Here is a 24,897-nt window from a genome sequence, read left to right on the forward strand (position 1 = left end):
AAACCAGTGATGGAATGGGATCAGCAAAGTCTGAAAATATGGATTTTATTGTGTATTTTAAAAATTAATATGATTTAAAGAATCCCTGCTCCTGGCGAACCAAGAGCAGCAACTTTTGAATGAATCAGTATTTAGTTCGCTAACTGAATATACGATTTAGGATGGGCTTAAACCAGTTCCACAGCAATCGCAGTCGCTTCCCCACCACCGATACATAAGGATGCAATACCTTTCTTACCGCCAGTACGTTTTAAGGCATGAATCAAGGTCACAATAATACGGGAACCAGAAGAACCCAATGGATGACCAAGTGCACAAGCACCGCCATTAATGTTTACTTTTGCTGGATCAAGTTTAAAACCATCAATGGCTAACATAGTCACCATGGCGAACGCTTCGTTGATTTCCCAAAGATCGACATCCTGAGCATCCCAACCCGTTTTTTTCAGGACTTTTTCAATCGCACCAACTGGTGCAATGGTAAATTCTGAAGGATGCTGTGAATGGCTGGCATAGGCCAGAATATTAGCTAGCGGTTTTAAATTACGCTGTGCAGCAATTTCGCTCGAGGTGATCACCAGTGCTGAAGCACCATCCGAAATTGAACTGGCATTTGCCGCAGTAATGGTTCCGTCTTTTTTGAACGCTGGACGCAGAGTTGGAATTTTGTCTGCTTTGGCATTTAAAGGCTGTTCATCCTGCTCTACTATCACATCACCTTTACGGCTGCTGACAGTGACCGGCACGATTTCATCTTTAAAGAAGCCTTGCTGGACGGCGGTCACGGCTTTATTTAATGAGCCAATCGCATAGTCATCCTGCTGCTCACGCGTATAGCCTTTTTTATCCGCCATTTCCTGAGCCAAAATTCCCATCGACAGACCTGTTTCAGCATCTTCCAGACCTTCCTGGAACATGTGATCAATGACTTTGCCATGTCCCATGCGGAAACCGGCACGTGCCTTGTCCATTAAATAGGGTGCGTTTGACATCGACTCCATCCCGCCTGCAACCACAATCTCTGCTGAACCGGCCTTGATCGCATCTGCTGCCTGCATCACGGCTTTCATGCCTGAACCACAAATTTTATTGATGGTGGTCGCACCAGTTGAATCCGGTAGACCTGCCTGACGCATGGCCTGACGTGCCGGACCCTGTTTTAAACCGGCTGGCAGTACGCAGCCCATGATCACTTCATCAATATCATTGGCCGCCAATCCTGCACGTGCCACCACTTCTTTAATTGCCACAGCACCCAAATCTGGCGCGGTACAGCTTGACAATGAACCTTGAAAACCGCCCATCGCGGTACGTACTGCATCTACAATTACGATCATTTTAATTTCATCCTTTTTCATCATTGTTATCAACTCTACATAGCCAAAGCGCTGTAGGGCTGGTCCTTCGCAATCATTGCGGGTTAAGCCTGTGCGGTAAAATAGTCTTCAGGCAACTGCATGACCAGTTCCGCACCGGCCTGAATACGCTGGATTCGTGCACTCAAATCCGGAAGTACTTTGGCAACATAGTAGTTGGCCAGTACCAGTTTGTTCTGGAAGTAACTATCGTCTTTGGCTGCGGCGGCTTTGCTAATCCGCGCATACATATAGACAAAGCTGAACAGCCCAACCGCATGTAAATAATCGACAGCAATCGAATTAGCAAAATCAGGGTTCAGCTTAGACTGCTCGACGATGAATCTGGTGATGTCTTCGAGTTGCTGACAGGTCTCTAATGTCACCGTTTTAATCGTCAATGAATCATCTAGACTTTGTGCAAATTCACGGATTTCAGCAATATATTCCGCGATATAAGAACCATTACATTTGGTGGTTTTACGCCCAATCAGGTCAATCGCCTGCACGCCATTGGTGCCTTCATAAATCTGTGAAATACGCAGGTCACGAATACACTGTTCCATGCCCCATTCACGGATATAGCCATGACCACCGAAGCACATTTGTGCTTCCAGTGCAGAATCCAGTGCCTTGTCGGTTAAGTAAGCTTTGGCGATTGGCGTCAACAAGGCCACACGGTCAGTCGCTTTACGCACGGCTTCAGGGTTGGTTGAGTATTTGGTAATATCCAGTTGTTGACCCACATACACTGCAAACGCACGCGAAGCTTCATTGTTGGCTCGTACATTGAGCAGCATACGGCGTACATCGCCATGCACCAGAATCGAATCGGCTGATTTTTCTGGAGATTTTGCACCAGTTGATGCACGGCCCTGTAAACGATCCGTCGCATATTGTGCTGCATTCTGGTAGGAAAATTCTGTTGCACCGATGCCCTGAATCCCCATAGATAAACGTTCGTAGTTCATCATCACGAACATGCCGGCCAGACCTTCATTTTCATTACCAACCATATAGCCCTTGGCGCCGTCAAAGTTCATGACACAGGTCGCCGAGCCTTTAATTCCCATTTTATGTTCGATCGAACCGGCAGCTACTGTATTACGCTCACCCAGTGAACCATCGGCATTGATCAGGAATTTCGGCACAATAAATAATGAAATACCACGTGAACCTGCTGGTGCATTCGGAGTTTTTGCCAGCACCAGATGAATGATATTTTCACTCAGATCATGCTCACCGCTGGTAATAAAAATTTTGGTACCGGTAATATTGTACGAACCATCTTCATTCGGTTCAGCTTTGGTCTTGATAATGCCAAGATCTGTGCCGGAATGTGGTTCAGTCAGACACATGGTGCCCGACCATTCACCCGTATAGAATTTTGGTAAATAAGTTTCTTTCTGTTCCTGTGAGGCGCGGTCATTGATGGCCATACCTGCACCCACAGTGAGTAGTGGATAAAGCATAAAAGATGGATTGGTGCTCCAGATCATTTCATCCGCCAGAACCGTGAGCATCTTCGGCATGTTTTGTCCGCCCCATTCTTCAGGAGCACCCAAGCCTACCCAGCCACCTTCGGCAAACTGTTTAAAGGCTTCCTTGAAACCAGCCGGCGTAGTCACCTCACCGTTTTTAAACTGAGCACCACCTTCTTCATCAGCAGGACGATTCAGGTCAAGAATAACATTCTTGGAAAATTTGGCCATCTCTTCCAGAATTGCATTTGCCGTCGCCATATCTAAATGTGCAAGATTTTCATTACCTTGCCAAAATTGTTCCGCTTGGAATACATCATTTAAAATAAATTCCATGTCTTTTAGCGGCGCATTATAAATCGGCATTTTTAAATTCCTTAAAGGGTGATACTCAATCCTGTTGCTAAATATTTTCTAATTTTCATTAGAATACAAACAAGCCATTTTAAAATTGTGATATCCAATTCTTGCAGTATTAAATCTATATCTAGATTCATAAAGTTGCCTTAAAAATCACGTCTTCATGTTCAGTATGAGTGACTGAATATGCCAGCTTAATATTGATCTACTTTCCGTACTAAACCCTGATAAATATGAGCTTAAAACAGTCGAAGGATTTAGCTTCGTGCGCTGAAACAATAAAATAATTATACTGAAAATGGAATTTTATTTAGCAAAGTTGATCTCTAGGGTTCAGTTTTCTTGACAATATTTCTGGCTGCTCAGCATCGCTATTTTTATTTGTCAGCAGTTGCTGCATAAATATACAAAATGAGATAAATATCACGACCTTAGTTTTATAGCCATCGCGTGCAAAATTGCATATTCTTGAAAGGTTCTTTTTCGAAAAGTATGGACCAAGAAGATGACGACTGTAAGACAGCAGAACTTCCTTCTTCGTAAAGAGAAGATCCTCAGCATGGCGGAAAGCCTGCTACTGGATAATAATCAGGACATTACCCTGAGTGAGCTGGCCAGTGAACTGGACATCGCAAAAGGAACCATCTACAAACATTTTAAAAGCAAGAACCAGTTATATTTAGAACTGATTATTCTGAATGAAAAAAGAATTCTAGAAATATCAAAAAAGCATAATAACGATATTAAAAGTTATGTTTCACAATAAGTTGACAAAAATAACTAATGATGCGAAAAGGTTTTTTTAGTTAACAGATGTTCACACATGCCTAGAATTGTTTCTGTACCACTTAGTTTAGAACAGCGAGAACGACTCATTTTTCTGGTCAAGCATGCAAAACATTGGCGTGAAAGGCAACGTGCCCAAACTATTCTCTGGCTTTCCGAAGGTAAAAGTGTTGCGGAAGTTGCCACTCTACAAGAACGTATCCCAGAAACCATAAGGCTACAACGCCGACGTTGGGAATTGTATGAGTTTGAATCGATTAAAGAAGGTCATCGCTCAGGTCGACCCAATACATTGATCTCAGACTATCAGGCGAAAATCCTAGATTGGGTCAATACAAGTCCACTCAATGCAGAACAAATCCGAGTCAAACTACATGAAGAATACGAAGTGTCCGTGTCTGTTGAAACCATTCGTAAGTTTTTACGTGATTCAGGTATGGTCTTCAAGCGTACCCGTCATAGCTTGAAAAAAAAGAGATCCGATTGCATTTGAACAAGCAACACAGCAGATTGAAGAATTACGAGAGCAAGCGGCACGTGGTGAAATTATATTAGGTTATGTTGATGAAACAGGATTTTCATCTACACCTGATAACCGCTATGCGTGGACAAAGATAGGTGATGTTCATGCGGTTGATGCAATAAGATTAAAACGAGTTAATGTCATGGGGTGTTTGCTTTCAACGGGGAAACTGGTGACAAGCTGTTTACAAGAGTCAGTGAAAAGCACTTGGTTTTATGCCTATTTAACTGGAATAGCTCAACAAGTAAAACAGATGTATAACCTTCCATTGGTTCTTATTGTTGATAATGCCTCGATTCATAGAAGTAAAAAGATGGCTGATTACAGAGAGCTACTTAAAACTAACTTTTCGACGAATCTGTATTTTATTCCAGCTTATAGCCCTGAGTTAAATCGAATCGAGATGGTATGGAAGCAGATGAAATATTATTGGCGAGATTTTCAAGTCATGACAGCTGACAAAATAGAGCAATGGGTGGAGAAAGTATCAAACCAATTCGGAAAAGAATACATGTTTACTTTTTAATGACAACTTATATGCTCTATCACATGCTCAATTCAAACCGAACCATCCTGTTTCATGTCATTGAAGAGCGTTTAACCAATAACGAAAAAAATCTGAAAGAGTTATTTCAGGAGCTTTATCGGATTCGTGAAGAACGGATTATCCGGATTAAAGACATCACCCATGATTATCTGGTGGCTTTAGAAAGTGCCATGTCGATTCGCGATTATTTGTCTTATATCTGGACAGTCACCTATGGCGCTTCGCTGTTATTAAATTCGACCAATTACCAAAAAGCGATTGGATCACGCGAACGTTTGATTAAGCTGTATATTAATCAGGCGCTGATGACGCCAGATAAAATCTCATCGGTATGATCACTAGAATAAAAAATGCCTGATTCAATCAGGCATTTTTTATTTGGCTGTATGAGTGCATAAGATCACTTTCGCAATCTAACTCGACAATGATCAGGCTGCCACAGGCGGGAAACCATCTTCGGTTAAAGCTGCCACAATCTCAGACTCATTGACTGTCGATTCAACTTCAACTAGCTTAGTCGCCACATCAATATTCACAGTGGCATTTTCATCCAGATCTTTAATCGTAGCCGTGACACTGCGCGCGCAGCCACCACAAGTCATATTTTCAATACGGAATTTCATGTTTAGCTCCATAGGATCGGTTTAAAAATTGATGTGAATACAGCGCATGTCAGTGCTGTTCAGTTCCGACACCCTGTTCAATCTGTTTTAAAATCTGGCAATCAGACTGTTCATTGCCGGCACACTGCTCAACCGATTGCTGTAAAATTAATAGCATATGCTGCATATCGGCAATTTTCTGTTGTAAAAACTGGATATGTTTTTGTGCCAGCTGTTTGACCTCACTACTCTGGCGTGAGCTGTTCAGCCACAGGCCGAGTAACTCTTTCATCTGCTCTGAAGAAAATCCAAGTTCACGTGCATGCTGAATAAAACTTAATGTTTTAATGTCCGCATCACTATAAATCCGATAACCTGTATCACTGCGTTTCGGAGCCGGCAACAAGCCGATTTCTTCATAATATCGGATCATTTTTGCAGAGATGCCGGACCGTTTTGCGGCCTGACCAATATTCATCATACTAACTCCTTAAACTGCACCGGTTGATAAGCTTTTAATCTCAAGGCATTACTAACCACAAACACAGAGGATAGTGCCATCGCGCCTGCGGCAAACATTGGTGATAACAGAATGCCCCAAAACGGATACAGTACACCTGCGGCAATCGGAATTAAGGCAATATTATAGACAAAGGCCCAGAACAGGTTCTGCCGGATATTGCGCATAGTGGCCTGACTCAAGCCGATGCCTGTAGCCACATGCTGTAAATTGCCTGACATCAATACGACATCGGCTGCTTCAATCGCGACATCAGTGCCGGTACCAATCGCCATGCCAACATCGGCCTGTGCCAATGCCGGAGCATCATTGATTCCGTCCCCGACAAAAGTGAGCACACCGTATTGCTGCTGGAGTTGACGTACTGCATCGACTTTTTCATGTGGCAAAACTTGCGCAATCACCTGATCAATTTTCAGCTGTCTGGCAATGGCCTGCGCGGTATGCTGGTGATCCCCGGTAATCATTGCCACTTTGAGGCCTTGGTCATGTAAGGCCTGAATCGCGCTATAAGTAGTCGGTTTAATCGGGTCAGCGACAGCAATAATCGCAGCCAGCTTTTGATTAATCGCCACATATAAAGGACTGCGGCCTTGATCACCGAGCTTTTGTGCAGTGGCTCTAAACAGATTGACATTTAGACCCAAGTCTTGCATCAGACGTTCTGCACCGATATGCAATTGCTGCCCAGCAACCTTTGCTTTGACCCCTGCACCCGTAATTGAATCAAAATCCGTCACTTCACTCAGTTCCAGTTCTTGCTCACGGGCAGCCTGAACAATGGCGTGGGCAATCGGATGTTCAGATTTAGCCTCCACCGAAGCCACTAGCTGCAATACAGTCTGCTGATTAAAATCTGCCGTAACTTCAAAGTCGGTCAGCAGCGGTTTTCCTTCAGTTAAGGTTCCAGTTTTATCCAAAGCGACAACTTTAGTTTGTTGCAGTAACTGTAAAGCTTCACCCTTACGAAATAGCACGCCCAGTTCTGCTGCACGGCCAGTTCCGACCATAATCGAGGTAGGGGTCGCCAGTCCCATTGCACATGGACAGGCAATAATCAGTACGGCGACTGCATTTACCAAGGCGTAGGTCAGATTCGGCTCAGGCCCAAACAGGAACCAGACCATAAAGGTCAAGGCCGCCAATGCCATAACAGCCGGCACAAACCATAAAGTCACTTTATCGACCACGGCCTGAATTGGCAGTTTTGAGCCTTGTGCCTGTTCCACCATCTGAATAATCTGCGCCAGTACCGAATCCTGACCGACCGCAGTAGCCTTGATTTGCAAGGTTCCGTTCTGGTTTACCGTACCGCCGACCACCTGATCGCCAGCCTGTTTGGCCACAGGTAAAGGCTCACCGCTAATCATCGCTTCATCAATATAACTTTGCCCGGCAACCACTTCACCATCGACGGCGACTTTTTCACCCGGACGGATTTCAATCAGCATGCCTTGTTGTACATCGGCAATTGCCAGATCAATCCAGTGATCATTCTGTTGTACTCGAGCTGTTTTCGGTTGCAAGCCGACCAGATACTGAATCGCTTCCGAGGTTTTACCTTTGGCTTTGGCTTCCAGATAACGCCCCAGTAAAATCAGCGCGACAATAACGGCGGCCGCTTCAAAGTACACATGTACGGTGGACTGGGGTAACAACTGCGGAAAAAAGGTCGCAATACAGGAAAAGCCATAGGCGGCAATGGTCCCAACGGCCACCAGCGAGTTCATATCTGGTGCCAGACGCAATAAAGCTGGAATACCATGCTGATAAAAACGCCGCCCCGGAATAATCAGCACCAAAGTGGTCAGCACAAACTGCAGATACCAGCTGTTCTGGGTTCCCAGCGTATGGGAAATAAAATGATGAAACGCCGGAATCAGGTGCGAGCCCATTTCCAGAATAAATACAGGCGCTGTCAGAATGACTGCAAGCCATAAATCGCGTTTCAGCTGTGCCGTTTCATTGGCTTTCTTTTCCTGAAAAGCAACATGATTCTCTGCTGAGAGATCGGTACCGGATTTTAGGGTGGCTTTATAACCGGCTTTCTCCACAGCAGCAATCAAGGCCGGAAGCTGGGCATGCGAAGCTTTCAACCAGGCAGTTTCGGTGGCTAGATTGACCTGTGCTTCGCTGACACCTTCTACTTTCAATAAAGCTTTTTCAACCCGTGCCACACATGAAGCGCAAGTCATACCTTCAATTGCCAACTCAATCCGATTGCTCTGAATATCAAAACCGGCTTTTTGCACTGCCTGAGTTAGTTTGGACAATGGTACAGAGTTGATCGCACTCACATGCGCCTTTTCAGTGGCCAGATTCACTTGTGCATCCAGCACGCCTTCCACTTTTTTTAGGGCTTTTTCTACGCGAGCCACACAGGATGCACAGGTCATGCCTTCAATATTTAAATCAAACTGTTGCGTCGGTACATCAAAACCGGATTTTTCAATTGCTTGAACCAGCGCAGCGGCAGCAATTGGCTGCTGGCTTTTAATAAAAGCTTTTTCAGTCGATAGATTGACAGATGCCTCGACCACGCCTTCAATTTTTTTCAAGGCTTTTTCTACCCGAGCTACACAGGAGGCGCAGGTCATACCGCCAATCTGCACCTGCTGTTCATATAAGCGGTTGCTATCTTGTTCTGCCATGCCCATCTCCATGCTTCAACTCACTGTTGAGCTTATAGCTTAAACATTCCCATCATGGTAAGGTCAAGTCTTTCATCTGACTATTTTAAAAATAATGCAGCGTCCTGCTGCGATTTAAAACCACCCAATAAAAAGCCCGAAGATGACTTCGGGCTTGTATGGCAGTATTTAAAATATAAAATGCATCAATGTTATTCGGCAGAAATATCTTCAAATAAGATCGAAGACAGGTAACGTTCACCACCGTCTGGCAAAATCACCACAATATTTTTACCGGCATTTTCAGGGCGAGCCGCCAATTGTGCCGCTGCTGCCATAGCCGCGCCACTTGAAATGCCGACCAGGATACCTTCCTGAGCTGCCGTTTTACGTGCCCACTCGACTGCATCTGTGCTATTAATGGCAATCACTTCATCAACGAGGTCTAGGTCCAGATTGCCCGGAATGAAGTTGGCACCAATCCCCTGAATTTTGTGTGGTCCAGGTGTAATGTCTTCACCGCGTTTGGCCTGACCAATAATCGCAGACTCAGCGGGTTCCACCGCCACTGAATATAAAGGCTTATTTTTTACTTTTTCAAAGTAACGTGAAATACCGGTAATAGTTCCACCCGTTCCGACACCTGCGACCAGAATATCGACATTGCCCGCAGTCGCTTCCCAGATTTCTGGGCCTGTAGTTTCTTCATGAATTTTAGGATTGGCCGGATTTTCAAACTGTTGTGGCAGGTAGTATAGTTCAGGATTTTCATTGACTAGACGTTGTGCTTCTTCAATCGCGCCCTTCATGCCTTTGGCCGGATCAGTCAAAACCAGATTGGCACCCAATGCTTTCACCACCTTACGGCGTTCGATACTCATACTTGAAGGCATGGTCAAAGTAATGTCATAACCTTTGGCTGCCGCAACAAAAGCCAATGCAATACCGGTATTGCCGCTGGTTGGCTCGACAATATGCATGCCGGGTTTGAGCTTGCCAGATTTTTCTGCATCGTTAATTAATGCTGCACCAATACGACATTTGACTGAAAAGGCCGGATTACGGCTTTCAATTTTCGCAAGTACAGTGGCTGGACCGGAAATCACACGATTAATACGAACAAGCGGTGTATTTCCAATCGCGTCTGCATTATTACTATAAACCGCTATACCTAAATTATTCGGTGTTGGAAAAGCTGAATCTGTACTCATGATGATATCCCTAATGTTATTGGTTCAAGTCGCTTAAACATCATACAAGCATTTTTTTGCTTTGTAGATGTTTGATGAAACTTGCACTTCATTGCACGAATGTGAACTAAAATACTTTCTACACTATGCAATAAATTTATCTTATCTATCAATATTTAAAATATAATTTTAATTGATAATTCAATTCATTAAAAACCATAAAACTTAACTGTTTTTAGCAAGGTATTACGGGCTAAGACCCGTATAATTAGCGGGCTGTAACTTTATAATGGACATATTGAATGAAAACCGATTTTGAAATCACGACTATGCGCGATTCAGCAGAACAGGTCGTCGGCATTTTAAAATCTCTGGCCAATACCGACCGTCTTCTTATTTTATGTCATCTGTCTCAAGCGGAACTGAATGTTTCAGAAATTGAGGAAATAACTGAGATTAAACAGCCGACACTTTCCCAACAGCTCATGATGTTGCGCAAAAGCGATGTGGTAGATACCCGGCGCGACGGCAAACAGATTTATTATTCAATTAAAGATCAAAATTTGATTGTGGTCTTAAATACCCTTTATCAATTGTATTGTGGCAATCCAGCTAAATAAAGAATCTTTCTTTTTTCAGTGATCAAGATAAGTTTCTTTAAACTCTTATTGAGGTCGTTCTACACCACTAAGATCACGATCATAGAGTTTTTTAAATGATCTGCGACTGACCCAGATGTTTCATTTTAAACATGATTCATCAAGAATCTAGATCAGCTAAGACTTCTTAGCAGAATTTGTGCATAATATATCTATATTTGTGATTTAGACCTTTTTATGCAAAATTCCAAGTCTAAACTTCTGCATAGACTGCCTGCCTGGGCATGGTTAAGCCACTACACGCCGGTCAAATTTAAGTCTGATGTGCTGGCTGCCCTGATTGTGGTGGCGATGCTGGTGCCTCAAGGGATGGCCTATGCCATGCTGGCAGGATTGCCGCCGATCATGGGCTTATATGCCAGCATCCTGCCGATGATCATTTATGCCCTGCTCGGTGGGAGTTCGACTTTATCGATTGGCCCCGTGGCCATCATTTCCATGATGACTTTTGCTACGCTCAATCCACTTTTTGAAGTCGGCTCACCGGTCTATATCGAAGCTGCGACCCTATTGGCACTGATGGTCGGCATTATTTCCCTGCTTTTGGGATTATTTCGTTTTGGTTTTATGATCCAGTTGATTAGTCATCCGGTGATCCAAAGCTTTATTATTGCCTCTGCCTTATTGATTGCTTTTGGACAGTTAAAGTTTTTGGTCGATCTTCCCTTAAAAGCCAATAACATTCCGGAGTTCGCCAGCAGTCTGCTGCAATATTTCCCGCTACTGCACGTGCCGAGCCTGATTTTCGGCCTGCTCTCTATCGGTCTACTGATCTATCTGCCCCAGTTATTAAAATCTCAGGCTGTACAAAGCCGGATCGGCTCTACAGATTTTTTAGTCCGTGCGGTGCCCCTGATTCTGGTGTGTCTCGGCATTGCAGCAATTGTATTTCTGGATTTAAAGCTTCAGGGCATTAAAACGGTCGGTGCAATCCCATCCGGTTTCCCGCCCTTGTCCTTTCCTCACTGGAACTGGGAACTGGTCATGACCTTGTTACCGGGTGCCAGCATGATCGCCATGATCAGCTTTGTGGAATCCTTGTCGATTGCTCAAGCGACAGCCTTACAGCAACGCAGTCATTTAAACAGTAATCAGGAGCTGATCGCACTCGGTCTGGCCAATATCAGTGCAGGCGTGAGTTCAGCTTTTCCTGTCACGGGCAGCCTGTCACGGACTGTAGTAAACGCCGATGCCGGTGCCAAATCACCTATGGCCGGTGTTTTATCCTCGATTCTGATTATTTTCGTGAGTCTGTTCTTTACCGGATTTTTTGAAGATCTGCCGCTGACCATTCTGGCCGCGACGATTATTGTTTCCATCTGGAAGCTGGTTAATCTCCAGCCATTTTTTGATGCCTGGCGCTATTCCAAGGCAGATGGCCTTGCCATGTGGATTACTTTTCTGGGCGTGGTCCTGATTGATATTTCCACCGGTTTGATTATTGGAATCGTCTCGACCTTTGTGCTGATGTTATGGCGAATCAGCCGTCCGCATATTGCAGTTGTCGGTCTGGTCGAAGGAACCCAGCATTTTCGTAATATTCAGCGGCATCAGGTCAGTACCTCCGACCGGGTGCTGTCACTACGGATTGATGAGAATCTGACGTTTCTGAATGCCAATAGCTTCAAAGGTTATCTGATCAATGAGATCAGCCTGAATGACCAGCTACAACATGTGATTATCAACTGTTCCAGCATCAGTGCGATTGATCTGAGTGCCCTGGAAATGCTGGAAGATTTAAATGCGGAACTGGCCAAACTGGATATTCGTCTGCATTTTGCCGAAGTCAAAGGTCCGGTCATAGACAAGCTGCAAGCTTCTAAATTGATGACGCATTTGAGCGGGCGCATTTATCTGACCCATTTTCAGGCGATTCAGGACCTGGCGCCAGAGATCTTTGAGCAGCATAAAGATTATACAATTTAAGACAGCAGATACTTGAACTTATGGCCGGAAATTCCAACCTGTCATAAGTTCTAACTTCTTAAATTTTCAAATATAATTTGAATTTATCTATTTAACTTTGATATTTATTTCATGAATACAATTTTAAAAGTGGTGATTTATTCATCATTTTAAGAAGTTTTTCTTCAATATAAGCAATGTTTTAAAGCAATTAATTTTAGAATAAATCAATAATATCAATATCTTGGTTTTTATATAAAAATATATTTTAAGCCTTGTTTAAATTAAGTATAAAATAGCGCAACTTTTTCCCAAATTTAGCCCTCGTAATTTTCACAAGGCAACCTTATGTTTTCTGCCCTTATGCGCATGAGCTTAGTCTCTCGAATCATCATCGCCATTATTTTAGGTGTGGGTGTGGCTGTGGTATTTCCCGAAGCTACTCCCTCATTAAGCCTATTGGGCGACCTGTTTATTAAAGCCTTGAAGTCTGTTGCACCGATTCTGGTTTTCATTTTAGTGTTAGCTTCTATCGCGAATTTTAAGGTGGGTCAATCCAACACCCCCATCAAACCGATTATGATCATGTATGCAGTGGGTATGTTCCTTGCTGCACTGAGCGCCGTGGTTGCGAGTATCTTATTTCCAAGTACGCTGTTTCTGGATATCGCTGCACAAGCTGACTTACAGCCACCTGGCAGTCTGGTAGAAATCCTGAAGAATTTACTGCTCAGTTTTGTTACCAATCCGGTCGTTGCGATTGCTGAAGCAAACTTTATTGGTATTCTGGCTTGGGCAGTGGCCTTGGGTATTGCCTTCCGTCATGCATCTGATAGTACCAAAACGCTTTTAAATGATGCGGCCTTTGCAGTGAACTATGTGATTCGTTTAGTGATCAGCTTTGCACCTGTGGGTATTTTTGGTCTGGTTGCGGTGACTTTTGCTGAATCTGGTCTGGACACGCTGACCAGTTACGTACATTTACTTGCTGTGTTGCTCGGAACGATGGTTTTCGTTGCACTGGTAATTAATCCGCTTCTGGTTGCCTTAATGACACGCAACAACCCGTATCCACTGGTATTCACTTGCTTGCGCGAAAGTGGCATTACCGCTTTCTTTACCCGTAGTTCGGCAGCCAATATTCCAGTCAATCTGGACTTGGCAAAACGTCTGGGCGTCAAGGAATCAACTTCAAGTATCGCAATTCCTTTGGGTGCTACGATCAACATGGCAGGTGCTTCTGTGACCATTACTGTATTGTCATTGGCGGCTGTAAATACTTTGGGGATTAGCGTCGATTTCAGCACTATGCTCATTCTTTCTGTGGTGGCAACCGTTTCGGCATGTGGCGCTTCAGGTGTTGCAGGCGGTTCATTACTATTGATTCCAGTTGCATGTGGCCTGTTTGGTATTTCTTCGGATATCGCCATGCAAGTGGTCGCCATTGGTATGGTCATCAGCGTATTGCAGGATTCTACTGAAACCGCGCTAAACTCATCGACTGATGTTTTATTTACTGCAGCAGTAGACCGCGCATCAAATTGATTTTATATTGATTAATCAATATGTTTAGCCAATGATGTTGTTATGCCATTACAGCGTTTACCTACCTGGGTACAATTAGGGGCGTTTTTTCTTGCGGTCAATGCCGGCATGATTAACGTCTTGGGTCTGGTGACGGTACTGCACCAGTCTGTTTCACATATGACCGGCAATGTCAGCATGCTGGCTATGGCCCTGCTGAACTGGCAACCAGAACAGATGTTGTATCTCTTTTTGGTCACACTCTGCTATGTCATTGGTTCATCCTATAGCGGGCTCATTCTTGGAAATAGTCACTTTCGCCTGGGGCAGCTTTATGGTTACCCTTTAAGCCTGGTGGCTATTTTTATTTTGATCTGCTGGTTATTATTGCCCTATTTCCCGCGCTACGCCTTGTTATGGGCCTGTGTTGCCATGGGTGTGCAAAATGCCATGGTTAGCCACTATAAAGGTGCCATCATTCGCACCACGCATTTATCTGGCGTACTGACCGACCTCGGCTTGGCAATGGGTTACCGTTTGCGCGGTTTAGAGGTAGAATCACGGCGCGTGGTTCTGCATCTGCTTATTTTGCTCGGTTTTTTAAGCGGTGGCATTCTTGCCAGCTGGCTATATCCTTATTTAAAATTAAATGCATTCCTGATCCCGGCAGTACTGAGTCTGGTTCTCAGTCTCATCTATTGGGTGATTTATTTACGTTATCGACATTAACACGACTAATATCTGGACATTCTCATGGTTAAAAATGCATTGCAGGCACAATTGTTAAAGGCAGGATTGGTCGATAATAAAAAAGCCAAAAAACTGTCTAAACAGGCTGTGCATGAAAAACGCACCGGTGACAGCACTGAGGCTCAAATCAAGGCCAAGATTGAACAAGACAAACAGCAAAAAATGGCCAAAGACCAGGCCATTGAGCAAGAGAAAAAAGCCCAGTTGCAGGAAAAAGAGCTGAAAGCTGCAATTATGCAAATGATCAATCAGCACAAAATCCGTGATACTGATGGCGATGCGGTGTATCAGTTTATTGATGACAGTAAAATCAAGAAAGTCTATTTAAATCAGCAAATCTATAATGCGCTGGTGGCAGGCAGTCTGGTGATTGCCCGTGAAAATGACAGCTATGCTTTCTTGCCTAAAGCTCTGGCAGATCGTATCAATGCGAAAATGCAGGGCTTTATTATTGTGAATAATTCAGAGAAAAATGAAGAAACCACCGATGAAGAAGATCCATATGCTGCTTATGTTATTCCTGATGATTTGATGTGGTAAGCATCGCGATATCATTACTGAAATCTTGAAGATCAGAAACCGGCGAATTCGCCGGTTTTTTAGTTGTAGGCACTTTTATTGAACGATTTGCACCAATAGATATGTTTTAAAAAGTTATCCAATATTAAAAAATCTGATCCAAACCTATAAACTTGATCTAAATTTTTGATTGAAGAGAAAGATCGTTTGGAACAGTTTAATTTTATTCGGAATATTCAAGAATGGGCAAATCAGTACCCATGGCTGGAAATGCTATCTTCACTGAGTATTGTGATTTTACTGGCGATTCTTGCCAATCTATTTGCCAAACAGATTGTGGTACGCGGAATACGTCAACTGATTTCCAGAATGCCTTTTGCCAATAATCAGATTTTTGCTGAGCATAGCGTGATTCGCCGGATTGCCAATATTGTTCCGGCAGTAGTGATCATGAACGGGATTACCACAGTACCGCATTTATCTGACAAGGTTGAGTCCTTTGTGCAAATGGGGGCACAGGCTTTTATTTTCCTGACGATTGCCTTAGCTCTTGGTGAATTACTGAATATTTTTAACCTGGTCTATCAGCGTAATCCCAAGTCACGTAACAAACCGATTAAAGGTTATTTGCAGCTGGTCAAGCTGATTATCTTTATTGTCTGTGGCCTGATGATTCTCGGCACTTTCCTGAAAAAGGATGTCTTTACCTTGCTGGCTGGCTTCGGTGCCATGGCCGCGGTGTTGATGCTGGTCTTTCAAAATACCATTTTGTCGCTGGTGGCGTCGGTTCAGATTTCATCCTATGACATGGTGCGTATTGGCGACTGGATCGAAATGCCCTCGCTGAACGCGGATGGCGATGTCATTGATATGTCATTACATACCATTACGGTACAGAACTTTGATAAAACAGTGACCACGATTCCGACCAATAAACTGGTGACGGATACCTTTAAAAACTGGCGTGGTATGCAGGAAGCCGGTGCGCGCCGGATCAAGCGCTCGATTCATATTGATCAAAGCAGCGTACATTTTATGTCGGCTGAAGAACAGAATAAGCTGAAAAATTTTATTTTGCTGGATCAATACCTGAATACCAAATCAGAGGAACTGGAACAATTTAACCTGCAACTGAGCCATCATTCGCAATATAACCAGCGCCGTCTTACCAATTTAGGAACCTTTCGTGCTTATGTAGAGTTTTATCTGCAACAGCATTCGGGCATTAGTAAAAATCATTCCCTGATGGTGCGCCAATTGCAGCCAACCAGTGAGGGTTTACCGCTAGAGATTTATGCCTTTACCAATACCACCGCCTGGGTGGAGTATGAAAATATCCAGTCGGATATCATGGATCATCTGCTGGCGATTATTCCGGAATTTGGTTTAAAGGTGTATCAAGCGCCTTCAGGTCTTGATTTAAAGGAAGCATTTACTCAACCGTCTTCCATTATTACTTAAACACAAGTCATCCAATCTCAAGCCTGAAATGCTGCTGCATTTCAGGCTTTTTTATTTCATCATCTGTTTAAATCCTGACTGGCATAAATCTGGCTTTAGTTTAATTTTTATAATCTAAGTTTTAATTGAGTGAATCATTTTGTGGCAATTTCACCCAATTACGGGCTTAAAAAAACAGAATCCTTTATAATTCCCGAAAAGCAAAATGCATGATAAGAGTACGATAATGTTTCGATGGCTTGAAAGACTGGTTGACCCCTATCCCACCAAAAACCTAAATCAACCTTTACCGACCAAGTTTTTTCCATTTGTCTGGCAGGCAGCCTATGGCGTCCGCCGTTATTTACTGATTCTGGTGCTGTGTACCGCCGGTGCTGCCAGCTTCGAAGCTTTTCTGTATTCAAAAATTGGTGAGCTGGTGAACTGGCTCAGTAAAAGCCAGCCCGATACTTTTCTGGAACAGCATGCCAGTAATTTAACCTTACTGAGTATTGTTCTTCTGGCCAATATTTTTTTCGCCAGCGCCCAATCCCTGATCAAGCATCAGATTCTGTATAGCAACTTTCCCATGCGTTTACGCTGGCGCTTTCATAATCTGCTGATGAAACAAAGCCTGGATTTTTTCCACAATGATTTTGCCGGACGATTATCGGCCAAAGTCATGCAAACCGCTCTGGCAGTACGCGAATTCTGGGTGATTCTGGGTGACATGCTGGCTTATGTGCTGATTTATTTCATCACCATCAATATTGTTTTGGGTGCAATTTCACCCTTGCTGATCATTCCATTGATGGTCTGGCTAGCCTTGTTCATCTGTGCAGCTTGTTACTTTATTCCTCGTTTGAGCAAAATTTCCAATGCTCAGGCAGATGCCCGTGCGGTCATGACCGGGCGTATCACAGATGCCTATACCAATATCCAGACCGTGAAGCTGTTTGCCCATGCTGGTCGTGAAAGCCAGTATGCCAAAACTTCGATGCAGGAATTTATGGTAACGGTATATAAACAGATGCGTCTGGGTGCGCAATACGAAATCAGTATTTTACTGCTGAGTGTAGTGTTATATGGCGGCGTACTGGGTACCGCGATCTGGTTGTGGATGGAAGGACAGGCCGAGCTGGGCATTATTGCCGCAACTACGGCAATGGTGCTGAAACTGAACAGTATTGCCGAATTTATGATGTGGCAGACCTCTGCCCTGTTTGAAAATGTCGGTACCATTCAGGATGGTATGAAAACTTTAGGCCGAAAAATTGCCATTGAAGATAAACCGGGTGCCAAAGAGCTACAGCTCAATCATGGTGAAATCAAATTCGAAAATGTCAGCTTTGCCTATAATGATAAAAACGTGATTGATCAGTTTAATCTGACCATTCGCCCAGGCGAAAAGATTGGTATTGTCGGCCGTTCAGGTGCCGGGAAATCTACCTTGATTCAACTGTTGCTGCATTTTTATCATATCAATCAGGGTCGTATCTTAATCGATGGTCAGGATATTGATGAGGTCACTCAGGACAGTTTGCGCAAGAACATTGCATTAGTGACTCAAGATACCTCGCTGCTACATCGCACGGTCGCGGAAAACATTAAATATGGTCGTCCGGATGCGACTGATGAAGAGATGTTTGAAGCTGTGCGTAAAGCCAAAGCGGAAGAGTTTATTCCCAATCTGACGGATTTGCGTGGCAAAAAAGGCTATGAAGCCTATGTCGGTGAACGTGGCGTGAAACTTTCCGGCGGACAGCGTCAGCGAATTGCAATTGCACGTGTATTCCTGAAAGATGCGCCGATTCTGATTCTGGATGAAGCCACCAGTGCGCTGGATTCTGAAGTCGAAGCCGCTATTCAAAACAGTCTGGACGACTTGATGCAAGGTAAAACCGTGATTGCCATTGCGCATCGCCTGTCTACCATTGCCCAGATGGATCGTCTGATTGTGCTGGATCAAGGTCGAATTGCCGAGCAAGGCACGCATGATGAACTGGTGGCATTAAATGGCATCTATGCCCAGCTTTGGCAGCGTCAAACTGGTGGCATGCTGATTCAGCAACAGGTCAAAGCATCAAAAGATCATGAATAATATGATCTGTAGAAGATTTCAAAACTTCTGATCATTTGCTCGTCCTTAATATTGAACAGGTCTGGAAAAAGGAAAACTTTGCCAGACCTCTCTTTTTAAAATTTTCTCTACAGATGAACAGCAAGTTGCCATCTATCTGGTATTTTAATGAAATGACATAACTCTCTAGTTCTGAAAGCTCTCTGAAGAAGTCCTATTCAATGCTTAAGCAATTTCCTTGTCCTTAGTCAGCCAATGCAGAGATGTGTCCGGTTCAATAAAATAATTTTAATTTCATCAATAAAATTATGTGGTTTAAATTGATTTTAATGCTGAATTCAGGCTAATCTGCCAGTGGCAGAGTCACAATCGCCAAAATTTTGTCCAACAATTTTAATGAAAAATTTGGCGGCTTCATGCCAATATCTATTTATAAATAAAAAAATTTGAATGAGTGCAACGGATCGCGCATGAAAACAATTGCTCCACGCCAAGACCAAGGAATTCCAGGTGTTTACGGTCTCCTGCTTCTCGATGTCATTTCCCGCTGGGGTTATAACAATGAATCGCTTTTCCAACCTTTTAGCCTGACCAGTGAACAGTTGGCAGATCCTGATTTTCGTATTCCAACCCCTGTTGCCAACGAACTGGTCAAATATGCCCTGAAACTGACCGGAGAGCCGACCTTGGGTTATCATCTCGGCACACAGATGCGGATCTCGATTCATGGCTTTATTGGCTATGCGATTATGACGGCGAATAATATTACCGATGCGCTGGTACTGGCGAACCGATTTATTCAACTTCGTTTACCCTTCCTGCAACTGTTTTTCTCGACTTTTGGTGCTAAAGCCACGGTACAGCTGCAAACCGATATTCAGCTTGAACCGCTGCGCACCGAAATTTCCATTGCCTTGATGATTGGTCTGATCAGTATGGCCAAAGCCATTACAGGCGTTACCGATGCCACGGGAGAAATCGACTTCGATTTTAAGAAGCCGGAAGGTTTTGAACGCTTTATGGCGAAGTTTCCAACGCATCAGTTCCGTTTTGAACAACCGCATTTAATTCTGAGCTTTGATAAAAGTTACCTGATGAATAAGCTGGTGCACGCCGATCCGATTGCCAGCCAGATTGCGATTAACCAGTGTGAAACGGAACTTTCTGCCTTGGGCGAACGGCATCGGATTGCGATGCGCGTCCGAGATATCTTGACCCATGCCGAGCAGCATTATCTGAGTATTGAAAGTGTGGCAGATCGCTTACACATGTCTGACCGCACCTTAAAACGTCAACTCGCCGCCGAAGGCACCTCCTTTTCTACCCTAGTCGATGAAGTTCGTTACCGGCATGCCACCTCATTATTGTCCCGGACAGATTTCACTCTGGAACAGATTGCCGATGAACTGGGTTATAGTGATGTCGCCAATTTTAGCCGGGCGTTTAAACGCTGGAGTGGCCGCAGCCCGAGCAACTGGCGCAAAGATCCTTATTTATAAAGGAGCATAAGCCTTTTGTTTTTCTTAAAAAGAATGTATAAAACATGTCAAAAATGATCTTAAGATTTTTAAGGAGTTATCAATGAATCATCCTGCAGAATTAAAGTACGCAAGTACACATGAATGGGTCCGCATTGAGGGTGATCTTGTTGTGACCGGTATTTCCGATCATGCACAGGATGCGTTAGGCGATTTGGTCTATGTCGAAGCACCAGATCTTGATTCACATATCACTGCGGGCGAACAAGCTGGCGTGGTTGAATCAGTAAAAACAGCTTCTGATATTCATGCGCCGGTGTCTGGTGTGGTAGTTGAAATCAATCCTGATCTTGAAGATGATCCTGATTTCATTAATGACGACCCATATGGCAAAGGCTGGATTTATAAAATCAAGCCAGACAATATGGCAGATGTCGAAAAGCTGCTTTCCAATACAGAATATGAAGCTGGCCTCTAAACTGGTCTAAGATTCAGATAATCAGCCTCCGGGCTGATTTTTTTATTAAAGATTAATCGTTGTATTTCCCAGTTCAAATTAAATTTCATGCATTTATCATGAAATATCATTGTATTTTTCACTTATTTTTCCTAAAGTCTTGCTCATATCCATTTCGCTCCTGAATAGGTCGCGCTTATTTATAACAATAATTTCCCATGCTGAGCCCAGCGTCTTACAGCATATCATTTTAGGAAAATCATGAACGCCAATGCAGCGCCATTATGGACCAAGTCATTTGTGCTTTGTCTGGCCAACAACCTGTTTTTATTTATTTTCTATTTTGCGCAAACCACAATTTTGCCGATTTATATCTTAAAAGAATTAGGCGGCAACCTGACCCAGGCGGGGCTGGCCATGACTTTGTTTATGGTCTCTGCCATTGCAATGCGACCTTTTAGCGGTTTAATTATCGAAAAATTTGGGGTACGTAGAACCCTGATTATTTCAGAAGTGTTTTTTAGCCTGTTTTCACTTACTTATCTGCTGGCAGATCAGCTCACGATTCTGTTTATCATCCGTTTCTTCCATGGCATCTGGTTCAGTATATTGACTACAGTTTGCGTGCCTGTGGTGAACCAATTTATTCCGGAGCAGCGTAAAGGCGAAGGCATGGGCTATTTTGTCATGTCGGTAAATCTGGGGATTGTCTTGGGTCCTTTAATTGGTCTGAGCCTGATGGAATACTGGTCTTATTTTCAGGTCAGTACGCTATTGATCGCCTTAGTTTTTATCGGATTTGCCTTCTGCTTTTTAATTCCGGTAAAAGAGCCTGAAAAAATCATCAAAAATACTAACAAGAAAACCTCGCTTGAGCTGACAGATTTTGTGGAAAAGAAAGTGCTGCCTGTCGCGGTACTGGCCATGCTGATTTCTTTTTCTTATGCCAGCATCATGTCTTTTATTGCACCATATGCAGCCAGCAAGGATTTAATGGCCTATGCCGGCTTATTTTTTGTGATTTTCGCCATTTCCATGATGAGCCTCCGTCCGATCACCGGGAAAATTTATGATCGTAAAGGTCCACAATATGTGATTTATCCGGCGTTGCTGGCCTTTAGTCTGGGCCTGTTTTTACTTAGCCAGATTCAGACCTTATGGGGATTCATGCTGGCTGCGGTCATGGTTGGCGTGGGTTTTGGTAGTGTACAACCATGTATTCAAACCTTGGCGATTCAGGGTGCACCCAAGCATCGAATTGGCTATGCAACTTCAACTTTTTATACTTTTTATGATCTGGGGATTGCCATTGGTTCACTGCTGATTGGTGCCATCATTGCAGCTTACAGTTATCAGTTTGCTTTTATGCTATGCGGTATTTTAACCTTAAGCAGTATTATTTATTTTAAGCTGGTGGTGCAACGTAAAACCGTCTAGTTTTATGGATTGAATCGAATAATAAATAAGATCAATAAAAAACAGGCAGAAAATTCTGCCTGTGATTTTTTGAGCAAATATTTATTCTGACACCGAAGTATTCTCTGCTTGTTTCTCTTCCGCTTTTGGCTCTTGCATCATGGTGAATTGGGTTGCCTCTGTGGCTACGGTAGTGTCCTGTCGGTTACTTTTCAGCTTGATTTGTAAGCGCAGTTCATTGGTCGAATCGGCATTGCGCAAGGCTTCTTCATAAGAAATTTCACCCTGGTTATACAGGTCAAATAAGGCCTGGTCAAAGGTCTGCATGCCCAGTTCACGGGATTTAGCCATAATGGCTTTCAGCTCATGAAACTCGCCTTTCAGGATCAGGTCGGAAATCAAAGGCGTATTCAGCATGATTTCAATCGCTGCCCGACGGCCTTTACCATCTTGAGTCCGAATCAGACGCTGTGAAATAATTGCCTTCATATTTGAAGACAAATCCATCAATAACTGATTCCGGCGTTCTTCAGGGAAGAAGTTGATAATCCGATCCAAAGTCTGGTTGGCATTATTGGAATGCAGAGTTCCCAAACACAAATGGCCAGTTTCCGCAAAAGCAATCGCATGTTCCATAGTTTCAGTATCGCGAATTTCCCCGATCAGAATTACATCCGGAGCCTGACGCAAGGTATTTTTCAGTGCATTATGCCAAGAATGGCAGTCCACTCCGACTTCACGATGAGTAATCATGGATTTTTTATGTTTATGCACATATTCAACCGGGTCTTCTACGGTAATGATATGCCCGGCCGAATTTTCATTACGGTAGTCAATCATCGCCGCGAGTGAAGTTGATTTACCTGAACCCGTTCCACCGACCACCAGCACCAGTCCGCGTTTTTCCATAATCACATGTTTCAGCGATTCCGGTAATTTCAGTTTCTGGAAGTTTGGAATTTCTGCAGTAATGGTACGAATTACCATGCCGACATTGAGTTGTTGCTGGAACACATTGACCCGGAAACGGGAAACACCTGGCACGGTGATGGCAAAATTGCACTCGAGTTCAGTTTCAAATTCTTTACGCTGTTTATCATTCATCAAGCTGTAGGCAAACAGCTTGGTTTTTTCAGCCGTGAGTTCCTGCTGTCCAAAAGGTTTCATTAAGCCCTGATGTTTAATACTAGGTGGAAAATCAGCCGTAATAAATAAATCTGAACCGCCATATTCCACCACCTTAGTCAGCATGTGATGCATGAATTTTTTTGCTTCGTCCAACAATTCTGCCGTGAACATCTTTTCCCCCGGAAATGCACAACGGCACAAATCTCAATCTTAGATTTATGCCAAAATATTTTGATTTCATTGTGCAGCGTTTTTTTTAAAGCCTCAAACATATTTGATTTATAAAGAAAATATTTTAAATTTTTTATGTGATTTACTTCAATAAAAATGAAATTAACCTGCAATATGTACGCTTTTTTAAAGCAACTCTGCTCAAAAAGAAGATTGTCATTTAAATGGTAAAACTCTATCAGACGACTCATAATTTGTCTTTTACGACATATAGAGTGTTATTTTTTTCCTTATGATTACCAACTTCCCTATTTTTTATGTACCAATTTCGGTTCTACCACATGTAATAATGACTTATGAAAAATAGGACAATATTTATAAAAGTTGAACAAAACCGTGGAATTTTGCTCAAATAATAGGCGTGTAACTTCATAAATTATTAAAAAAAGCCTAGGGGGTGTCCTCATTTGAAGAATTGGTTTTAAATACTTAAAATCCTCCTTTGAGTTATTTTTATTTCTATATTTTCAATGGCACGTACTCTTCTTACCGATGATATCTGGCAGCAAATTCAAGATACTATGCGATTACATGGTTGCTACCGTTCAAAGAATAGTAGAAATATCATGGAAGCGATCTTATGGAAACTGCGTACAGGCGCCACATGGCGTGATATTCCTCAAGAATTTTGTCCTTGGCAAACTGCTTATAATCGTTTTAATCGTTGGGCAAGCAAGGGATTGTGGAATAAATTTTTTTTAGATTACGAGGCGTCTTGGATCAAGAATGGGTATTCATTGACGGAAGCTACATACGCGTGCATCAACATGCAAGTGGAGCTCGGAATGGTTTCGAAAGAGCAATTGGACAATCACGTGGTGGACGAACAACAAAAATACATCTTGCAACCGACGCGAATGGATTACCGATTGATTTTAAAATCACTGGGGGTGGCGTCCACGACAGTCAAGTTGCAAAACAACTGATTGATACTGTAGGCGAGGCAACTTATCTCATTGCTGATAAGGGGTATGATGCTGAGCACATTAGAATATATGCCCAGAACAAGGATATGATTCCCATCATTCCAATGAGATCAAATAGTAAAAGATCGAATAAGGAGTTTGATAAATATCTATATAAATTAAGACATTTAGTTGAAAATGTGTTTGCGAGATTGAAGCATTTCCGAGCGATTGCAACCCGATTTGATAAGCTTGCACGAAATTACCAGTCTATGATTTACATTGCTTGCATGTTTATTTGGTGTAAAGCCAAATGAGGACACGCCCTAATTCAGCTAAGTTAGGCTTTTTATTTTACTATAAGAATATGATTTATATAAAATAAAATAGAGAATTTCGTATAAGGTGTAT

General features: G+C 43.1%; 20 protein-coding genes and 2 pseudogenes. 15 read left to right on the forward strand and 7 right to left on the reverse strand.

Going from position 1 to position 24,897, the window contains the following annotated elements; genetic code table 11:
• Nucleotides 1-167 precede the first annotated feature (167 nt).
• Together I6L24_RS11860 and I6L24_RS11865 are read right to left on the reverse strand one after the other, a co-directional pair.
• Nucleotides 168-1,343: a thiolase family protein gene (locus I6L24_RS11860; RefSeq protein WP_216986627.1), complete on the reverse strand. Its 1,176-nt coding sequence runs from the start codon at nt 1,341-1,343 to the stop codon at nt 168-170.
• Between the two features lie 77 nt (nt 1,344-1,420).
• A complete protein-coding gene (locus tag I6L24_RS11865; RefSeq protein WP_216986061.1) occupies nt 1,421-3,202 on the reverse strand; it encodes an acyl-CoA dehydrogenase C-terminal domain-containing protein in 1,782 nt (593 codons plus the stop codon).
• Between the two features lie 499 nt (nt 3,203-3,701).
• Here I6L24_RS11865 and I6L24_RS11870 point away from each other — a divergent pair.
• The 4 genes and pseudogenes from I6L24_RS11870 to I6L24_RS11885 form a co-directional block, all read left to right on the forward strand.
• A pseudogene (locus I6L24_RS11870) lies at nt 3,702-3,959 on the forward strand (TetR/AcrR family transcriptional regulator); the annotation flags it as partial.
• 60 nt (nt 3,960-4,019) lie between these two features.
• Nucleotides 4,020-4,475, forward strand: coding sequence for a helix-turn-helix domain-containing protein (locus I6L24_RS11875; RefSeq protein WP_004647755.1), 456 nt, complete (start codon nt 4,020-4,022; stop codon nt 4,473-4,475).
• 16 nt (nt 4,476-4,491) lie between these two features.
• Nucleotides 4,492-5,031: an IS630 family transposase gene (locus I6L24_RS11880; protein ID WP_236769088.1), complete on the forward strand. Its 540-nt coding sequence runs from the start codon at nt 4,492-4,494 to the stop codon at nt 5,029-5,031.
• Nucleotides 5,031-5,387: pseudogene (locus tag I6L24_RS11885) on the forward strand (TetR/AcrR family transcriptional regulator); the annotation flags it as partial. The gene I6L24_RS11880 and the pseudogene I6L24_RS11885, both read left to right, overlap by 1 nt.
• Before the next feature lie 93 nt (nt 5,388-5,480).
• Here the strand turns inward: I6L24_RS11885 and I6L24_RS11890 are convergent.
• The 4 genes from I6L24_RS11890 to cysK form a co-directional block, all read right to left on the reverse strand.
• Nucleotides 5,481-5,675 carry a heavy-metal-associated domain-containing protein gene (locus I6L24_RS11890; protein ID WP_004647056.1) on the reverse strand — a complete coding sequence of 65 codons (195 nt, stop codon included), beginning with the start codon at nt 5,673-5,675 and terminating at the stop codon, nt 5,481-5,483.
• Between the two features lie 49 nt (nt 5,676-5,724).
• Nucleotides 5,725-6,132, reverse strand: a complete 408-nt coding sequence (gene cueR / locus I6L24_RS11895) for a Cu(I)-responsive transcriptional regulator (protein WP_026055776.1) — start codon at nt 6,130-6,132, stop codon at nt 5,725-5,727.
• Nucleotides 6,132-8,831: a heavy metal translocating P-type ATPase gene (locus I6L24_RS11900; RefSeq protein WP_216986628.1), complete on the reverse strand. Its 2,700-nt coding sequence runs from the start codon at nt 8,829-8,831 to the stop codon at nt 6,132-6,134. Before I6L24_RS11900 ends, cueR begins: the two co-directional genes overlap by 1 nt.
• Nucleotides 8,832-9,016: 185 nt before the next feature.
• Nucleotides 9,017-10,015, reverse strand: a complete 999-nt coding sequence (gene cysK / locus I6L24_RS11905) for a cysteine synthase A (RefSeq protein ID WP_005262834.1) — start codon at nt 10,013-10,015, stop codon at nt 9,017-9,019.
• 281 nt (nt 10,016-10,296) lie between these two features.
• On the opposite strand from cysK, the gene I6L24_RS11910 reads away from it, so the two are divergent.
• From I6L24_RS11910 to I6L24_RS11955, 10 genes are all read left to right on the forward strand, one after another.
• A complete protein-coding gene (locus I6L24_RS11910) occupies nt 10,297-10,614 on the forward strand; it encodes an ArsR/SmtB family transcription factor (protein WP_004280410.1) in 318 nt (105 codons plus the stop codon).
• 216 nt (nt 10,615-10,830) lie between these two features.
• Nucleotides 10,831-12,579 carry a SulP family inorganic anion transporter gene (locus I6L24_RS11915; RefSeq protein ID WP_216986062.1) on the forward strand — a complete coding sequence of 583 codons (1,749 nt, stop codon included), beginning with the start codon at nt 10,831-10,833 and terminating at the stop codon, nt 12,577-12,579.
• Nucleotides 12,580-12,906: 327 nt separating this feature from the next.
• Nucleotides 12,907-14,103: a serine/threonine transporter SstT gene (sstT, locus tag I6L24_RS11920; protein ID WP_216986063.1), complete on the forward strand. Its 1,197-nt coding sequence runs from the start codon at nt 12,907-12,909 to the stop codon at nt 14,101-14,103.
• Between the two features lie 42 nt (nt 14,104-14,145).
• Nucleotides 14,146-14,811 (forward strand): YoaK family protein, encoded by a 666-nt coding sequence (locus I6L24_RS11925; RefSeq protein WP_216986064.1) that lies wholly within the window; start codon nt 14,146-14,148, stop codon nt 14,809-14,811.
• Nucleotides 14,812-14,835: 24 nt separating this feature from the next.
• Nucleotides 14,836-15,372, forward strand: coding sequence for a DUF2058 domain-containing protein (locus I6L24_RS11930; RefSeq protein WP_216986065.1), 537 nt, complete (start codon nt 14,836-14,838; stop codon nt 15,370-15,372).
• A gap of 165 nt (nt 15,373-15,537) precedes the next feature.
• Nucleotides 15,538-16,812, forward strand: a complete 1,275-nt coding sequence (locus I6L24_RS11935; RefSeq protein WP_005266301.1) for a mechanosensitive ion channel family protein — start codon at nt 15,538-15,540, stop codon at nt 16,810-16,812.
• Between the two features lie 226 nt (nt 16,813-17,038).
• On the forward strand, nt 17,039-18,892 hold the full coding sequence (locus I6L24_RS11940) for an ABC transporter ATP-binding protein (protein ID WP_216986066.1): 1,854 nt from the start codon (nt 17,039-17,041) through the stop codon (nt 18,890-18,892).
• A gap of 449 nt (nt 18,893-19,341) precedes the next feature.
• Nucleotides 19,342-20,370, forward strand: a complete 1,029-nt coding sequence (locus I6L24_RS11945) for an AraC family transcriptional regulator (RefSeq protein ID WP_004280421.1) — start codon at nt 19,342-19,344, stop codon at nt 20,368-20,370.
• 82 nt (nt 20,371-20,452) lie between these two features.
• Nucleotides 20,453-20,827: a glycine cleavage system protein GcvH gene (gene gcvH / locus I6L24_RS11950; RefSeq protein ID WP_004280423.1), complete on the forward strand. Its 375-nt coding sequence runs from the start codon at nt 20,453-20,455 to the stop codon at nt 20,825-20,827.
• A 240-nt stretch (nt 20,828-21,067) separates the two neighbouring features.
• Nucleotides 21,068-22,243: an MFS transporter gene (locus I6L24_RS11955; RefSeq protein ID WP_216986067.1), complete on the forward strand. Its 1,176-nt coding sequence runs from the start codon at nt 21,068-21,070 to the stop codon at nt 22,241-22,243.
• Nucleotides 22,244-22,324: 81 nt separating this feature from the next.
• Here I6L24_RS11955 and I6L24_RS11960 read toward each other — a convergent pair whose 3' ends face one another.
• Complete coding sequence (locus I6L24_RS11960; protein WP_216986068.1) at nt 22,325-23,521, reverse strand: PilT/PilU family type 4a pilus ATPase; 1,197 nt, start codon at nt 23,519-23,521, stop codon at nt 22,325-22,327.
• A gap of 530 nt (nt 23,522-24,051) precedes the next feature.
• Between I6L24_RS11960 and I6L24_RS11965 the strand changes: the two genes are divergently transcribed.
• A protein-coding gene (locus I6L24_RS11965) for an IS5 family transposase (RefSeq protein WP_228733318.1) occupies nt 24,052-24,803 on the forward strand; the annotation gives its coding sequence in 2 pieces (ribosomal slippage) (nt 24,052-24,286 and nt 24,286-24,803; 753 coding nt in all).
• Nucleotides 24,804-24,897 lie beyond the last annotated feature (94 nt).

It is taken from the genome of Acinetobacter lwoffii (assembly GCF_019048525.1).
Classification (GTDB): Bacteria; Pseudomonadota; Gammaproteobacteria; order Pseudomonadales; family Moraxellaceae; genus Acinetobacter; species Acinetobacter lwoffii_K.

Excerpts from the sequence above, each read along its gene's own strand:
- I6L24_RS11900 (WP_216986628.1), bottom strand. The coding sequence starts at position 8,831 with ATGGGCATGGCAGAACAAGATAGCAACCGCTTATATGAACAGCAGGTG.
- I6L24_RS11940 (WP_216986066.1), top strand. The coding sequence starts at position 17,039 with ATGTTTCGATGGCTTGAAAGACTGGTTGACCCCTATCCCACCAAAAAC.
- cysK (WP_005262834.1), bottom strand. The coding sequence starts at position 10,015 with ATGAGTACAGATTCAGCTTTTCCAACACCGAATAATTTAGGTATAGCG.
- I6L24_RS11945 (WP_004280421.1), top strand. The coding sequence starts at position 19,342 with ATGAAAACAATTGCTCCACGCCAAGACCAAGGAATTCCAGGTGTTTAC.
- gcvH (WP_004280423.1), top strand. The coding sequence starts at position 20,453 with ATGAATCATCCTGCAGAATTAAAGTACGCAAGTACACATGAATGGGTC.
- I6L24_RS11955 (WP_216986067.1), top strand. The coding sequence starts at position 21,068 with ATGAACGCCAATGCAGCGCCATTATGGACCAAGTCATTTGTGCTTTGT.
- I6L24_RS11890 (WP_004647056.1), bottom strand. The coding sequence starts at position 5,675 with ATGAAATTCCGTATTGAAAATATGACTTGTGGTGGCTGCGCGCGCAGT.
- I6L24_RS11930 (WP_216986065.1), top strand. The coding sequence starts at position 14,836 with ATGGTTAAAAATGCATTGCAGGCACAATTGTTAAAGGCAGGATTGGTC.
- I6L24_RS11960 (WP_216986068.1), bottom strand. The coding sequence starts at position 23,521 with ATGTTCACGGCAGAATTGTTGGACGAAGCAAAAAAATTCATGCATCAC.
- I6L24_RS11915 (WP_216986062.1), top strand. The coding sequence starts at position 10,831 with ATGCAAAATTCCAAGTCTAAACTTCTGCATAGACTGCCTGCCTGGGCA.
- I6L24_RS11925 (WP_216986064.1), top strand. The coding sequence starts at position 14,146 with ATGCCATTACAGCGTTTACCTACCTGGGTACAATTAGGGGCGTTTTTT.
- cueR (WP_026055776.1), bottom strand. The coding sequence starts at position 6,132 with ATGAATATTGGTCAGGCCGCAAAACGGTCCGGCATCTCTGCAAAAATG.
- I6L24_RS11875 (WP_004647755.1), top strand. The coding sequence starts at position 4,020 with ATGCCTAGAATTGTTTCTGTACCACTTAGTTTAGAACAGCGAGAACGA.
- I6L24_RS11910 (WP_004280410.1), top strand. The coding sequence starts at position 10,297 with ATGAAAACCGATTTTGAAATCACGACTATGCGCGATTCAGCAGAACAG.
- I6L24_RS11865 (WP_216986061.1), bottom strand. The coding sequence starts at position 3,202 with ATGCCGATTTATAATGCGCCGCTAAAAGACATGGAATTTATTTTAAAT.
- sstT (WP_216986063.1), top strand. The coding sequence starts at position 12,907 with ATGTTTTCTGCCCTTATGCGCATGAGCTTAGTCTCTCGAATCATCATC.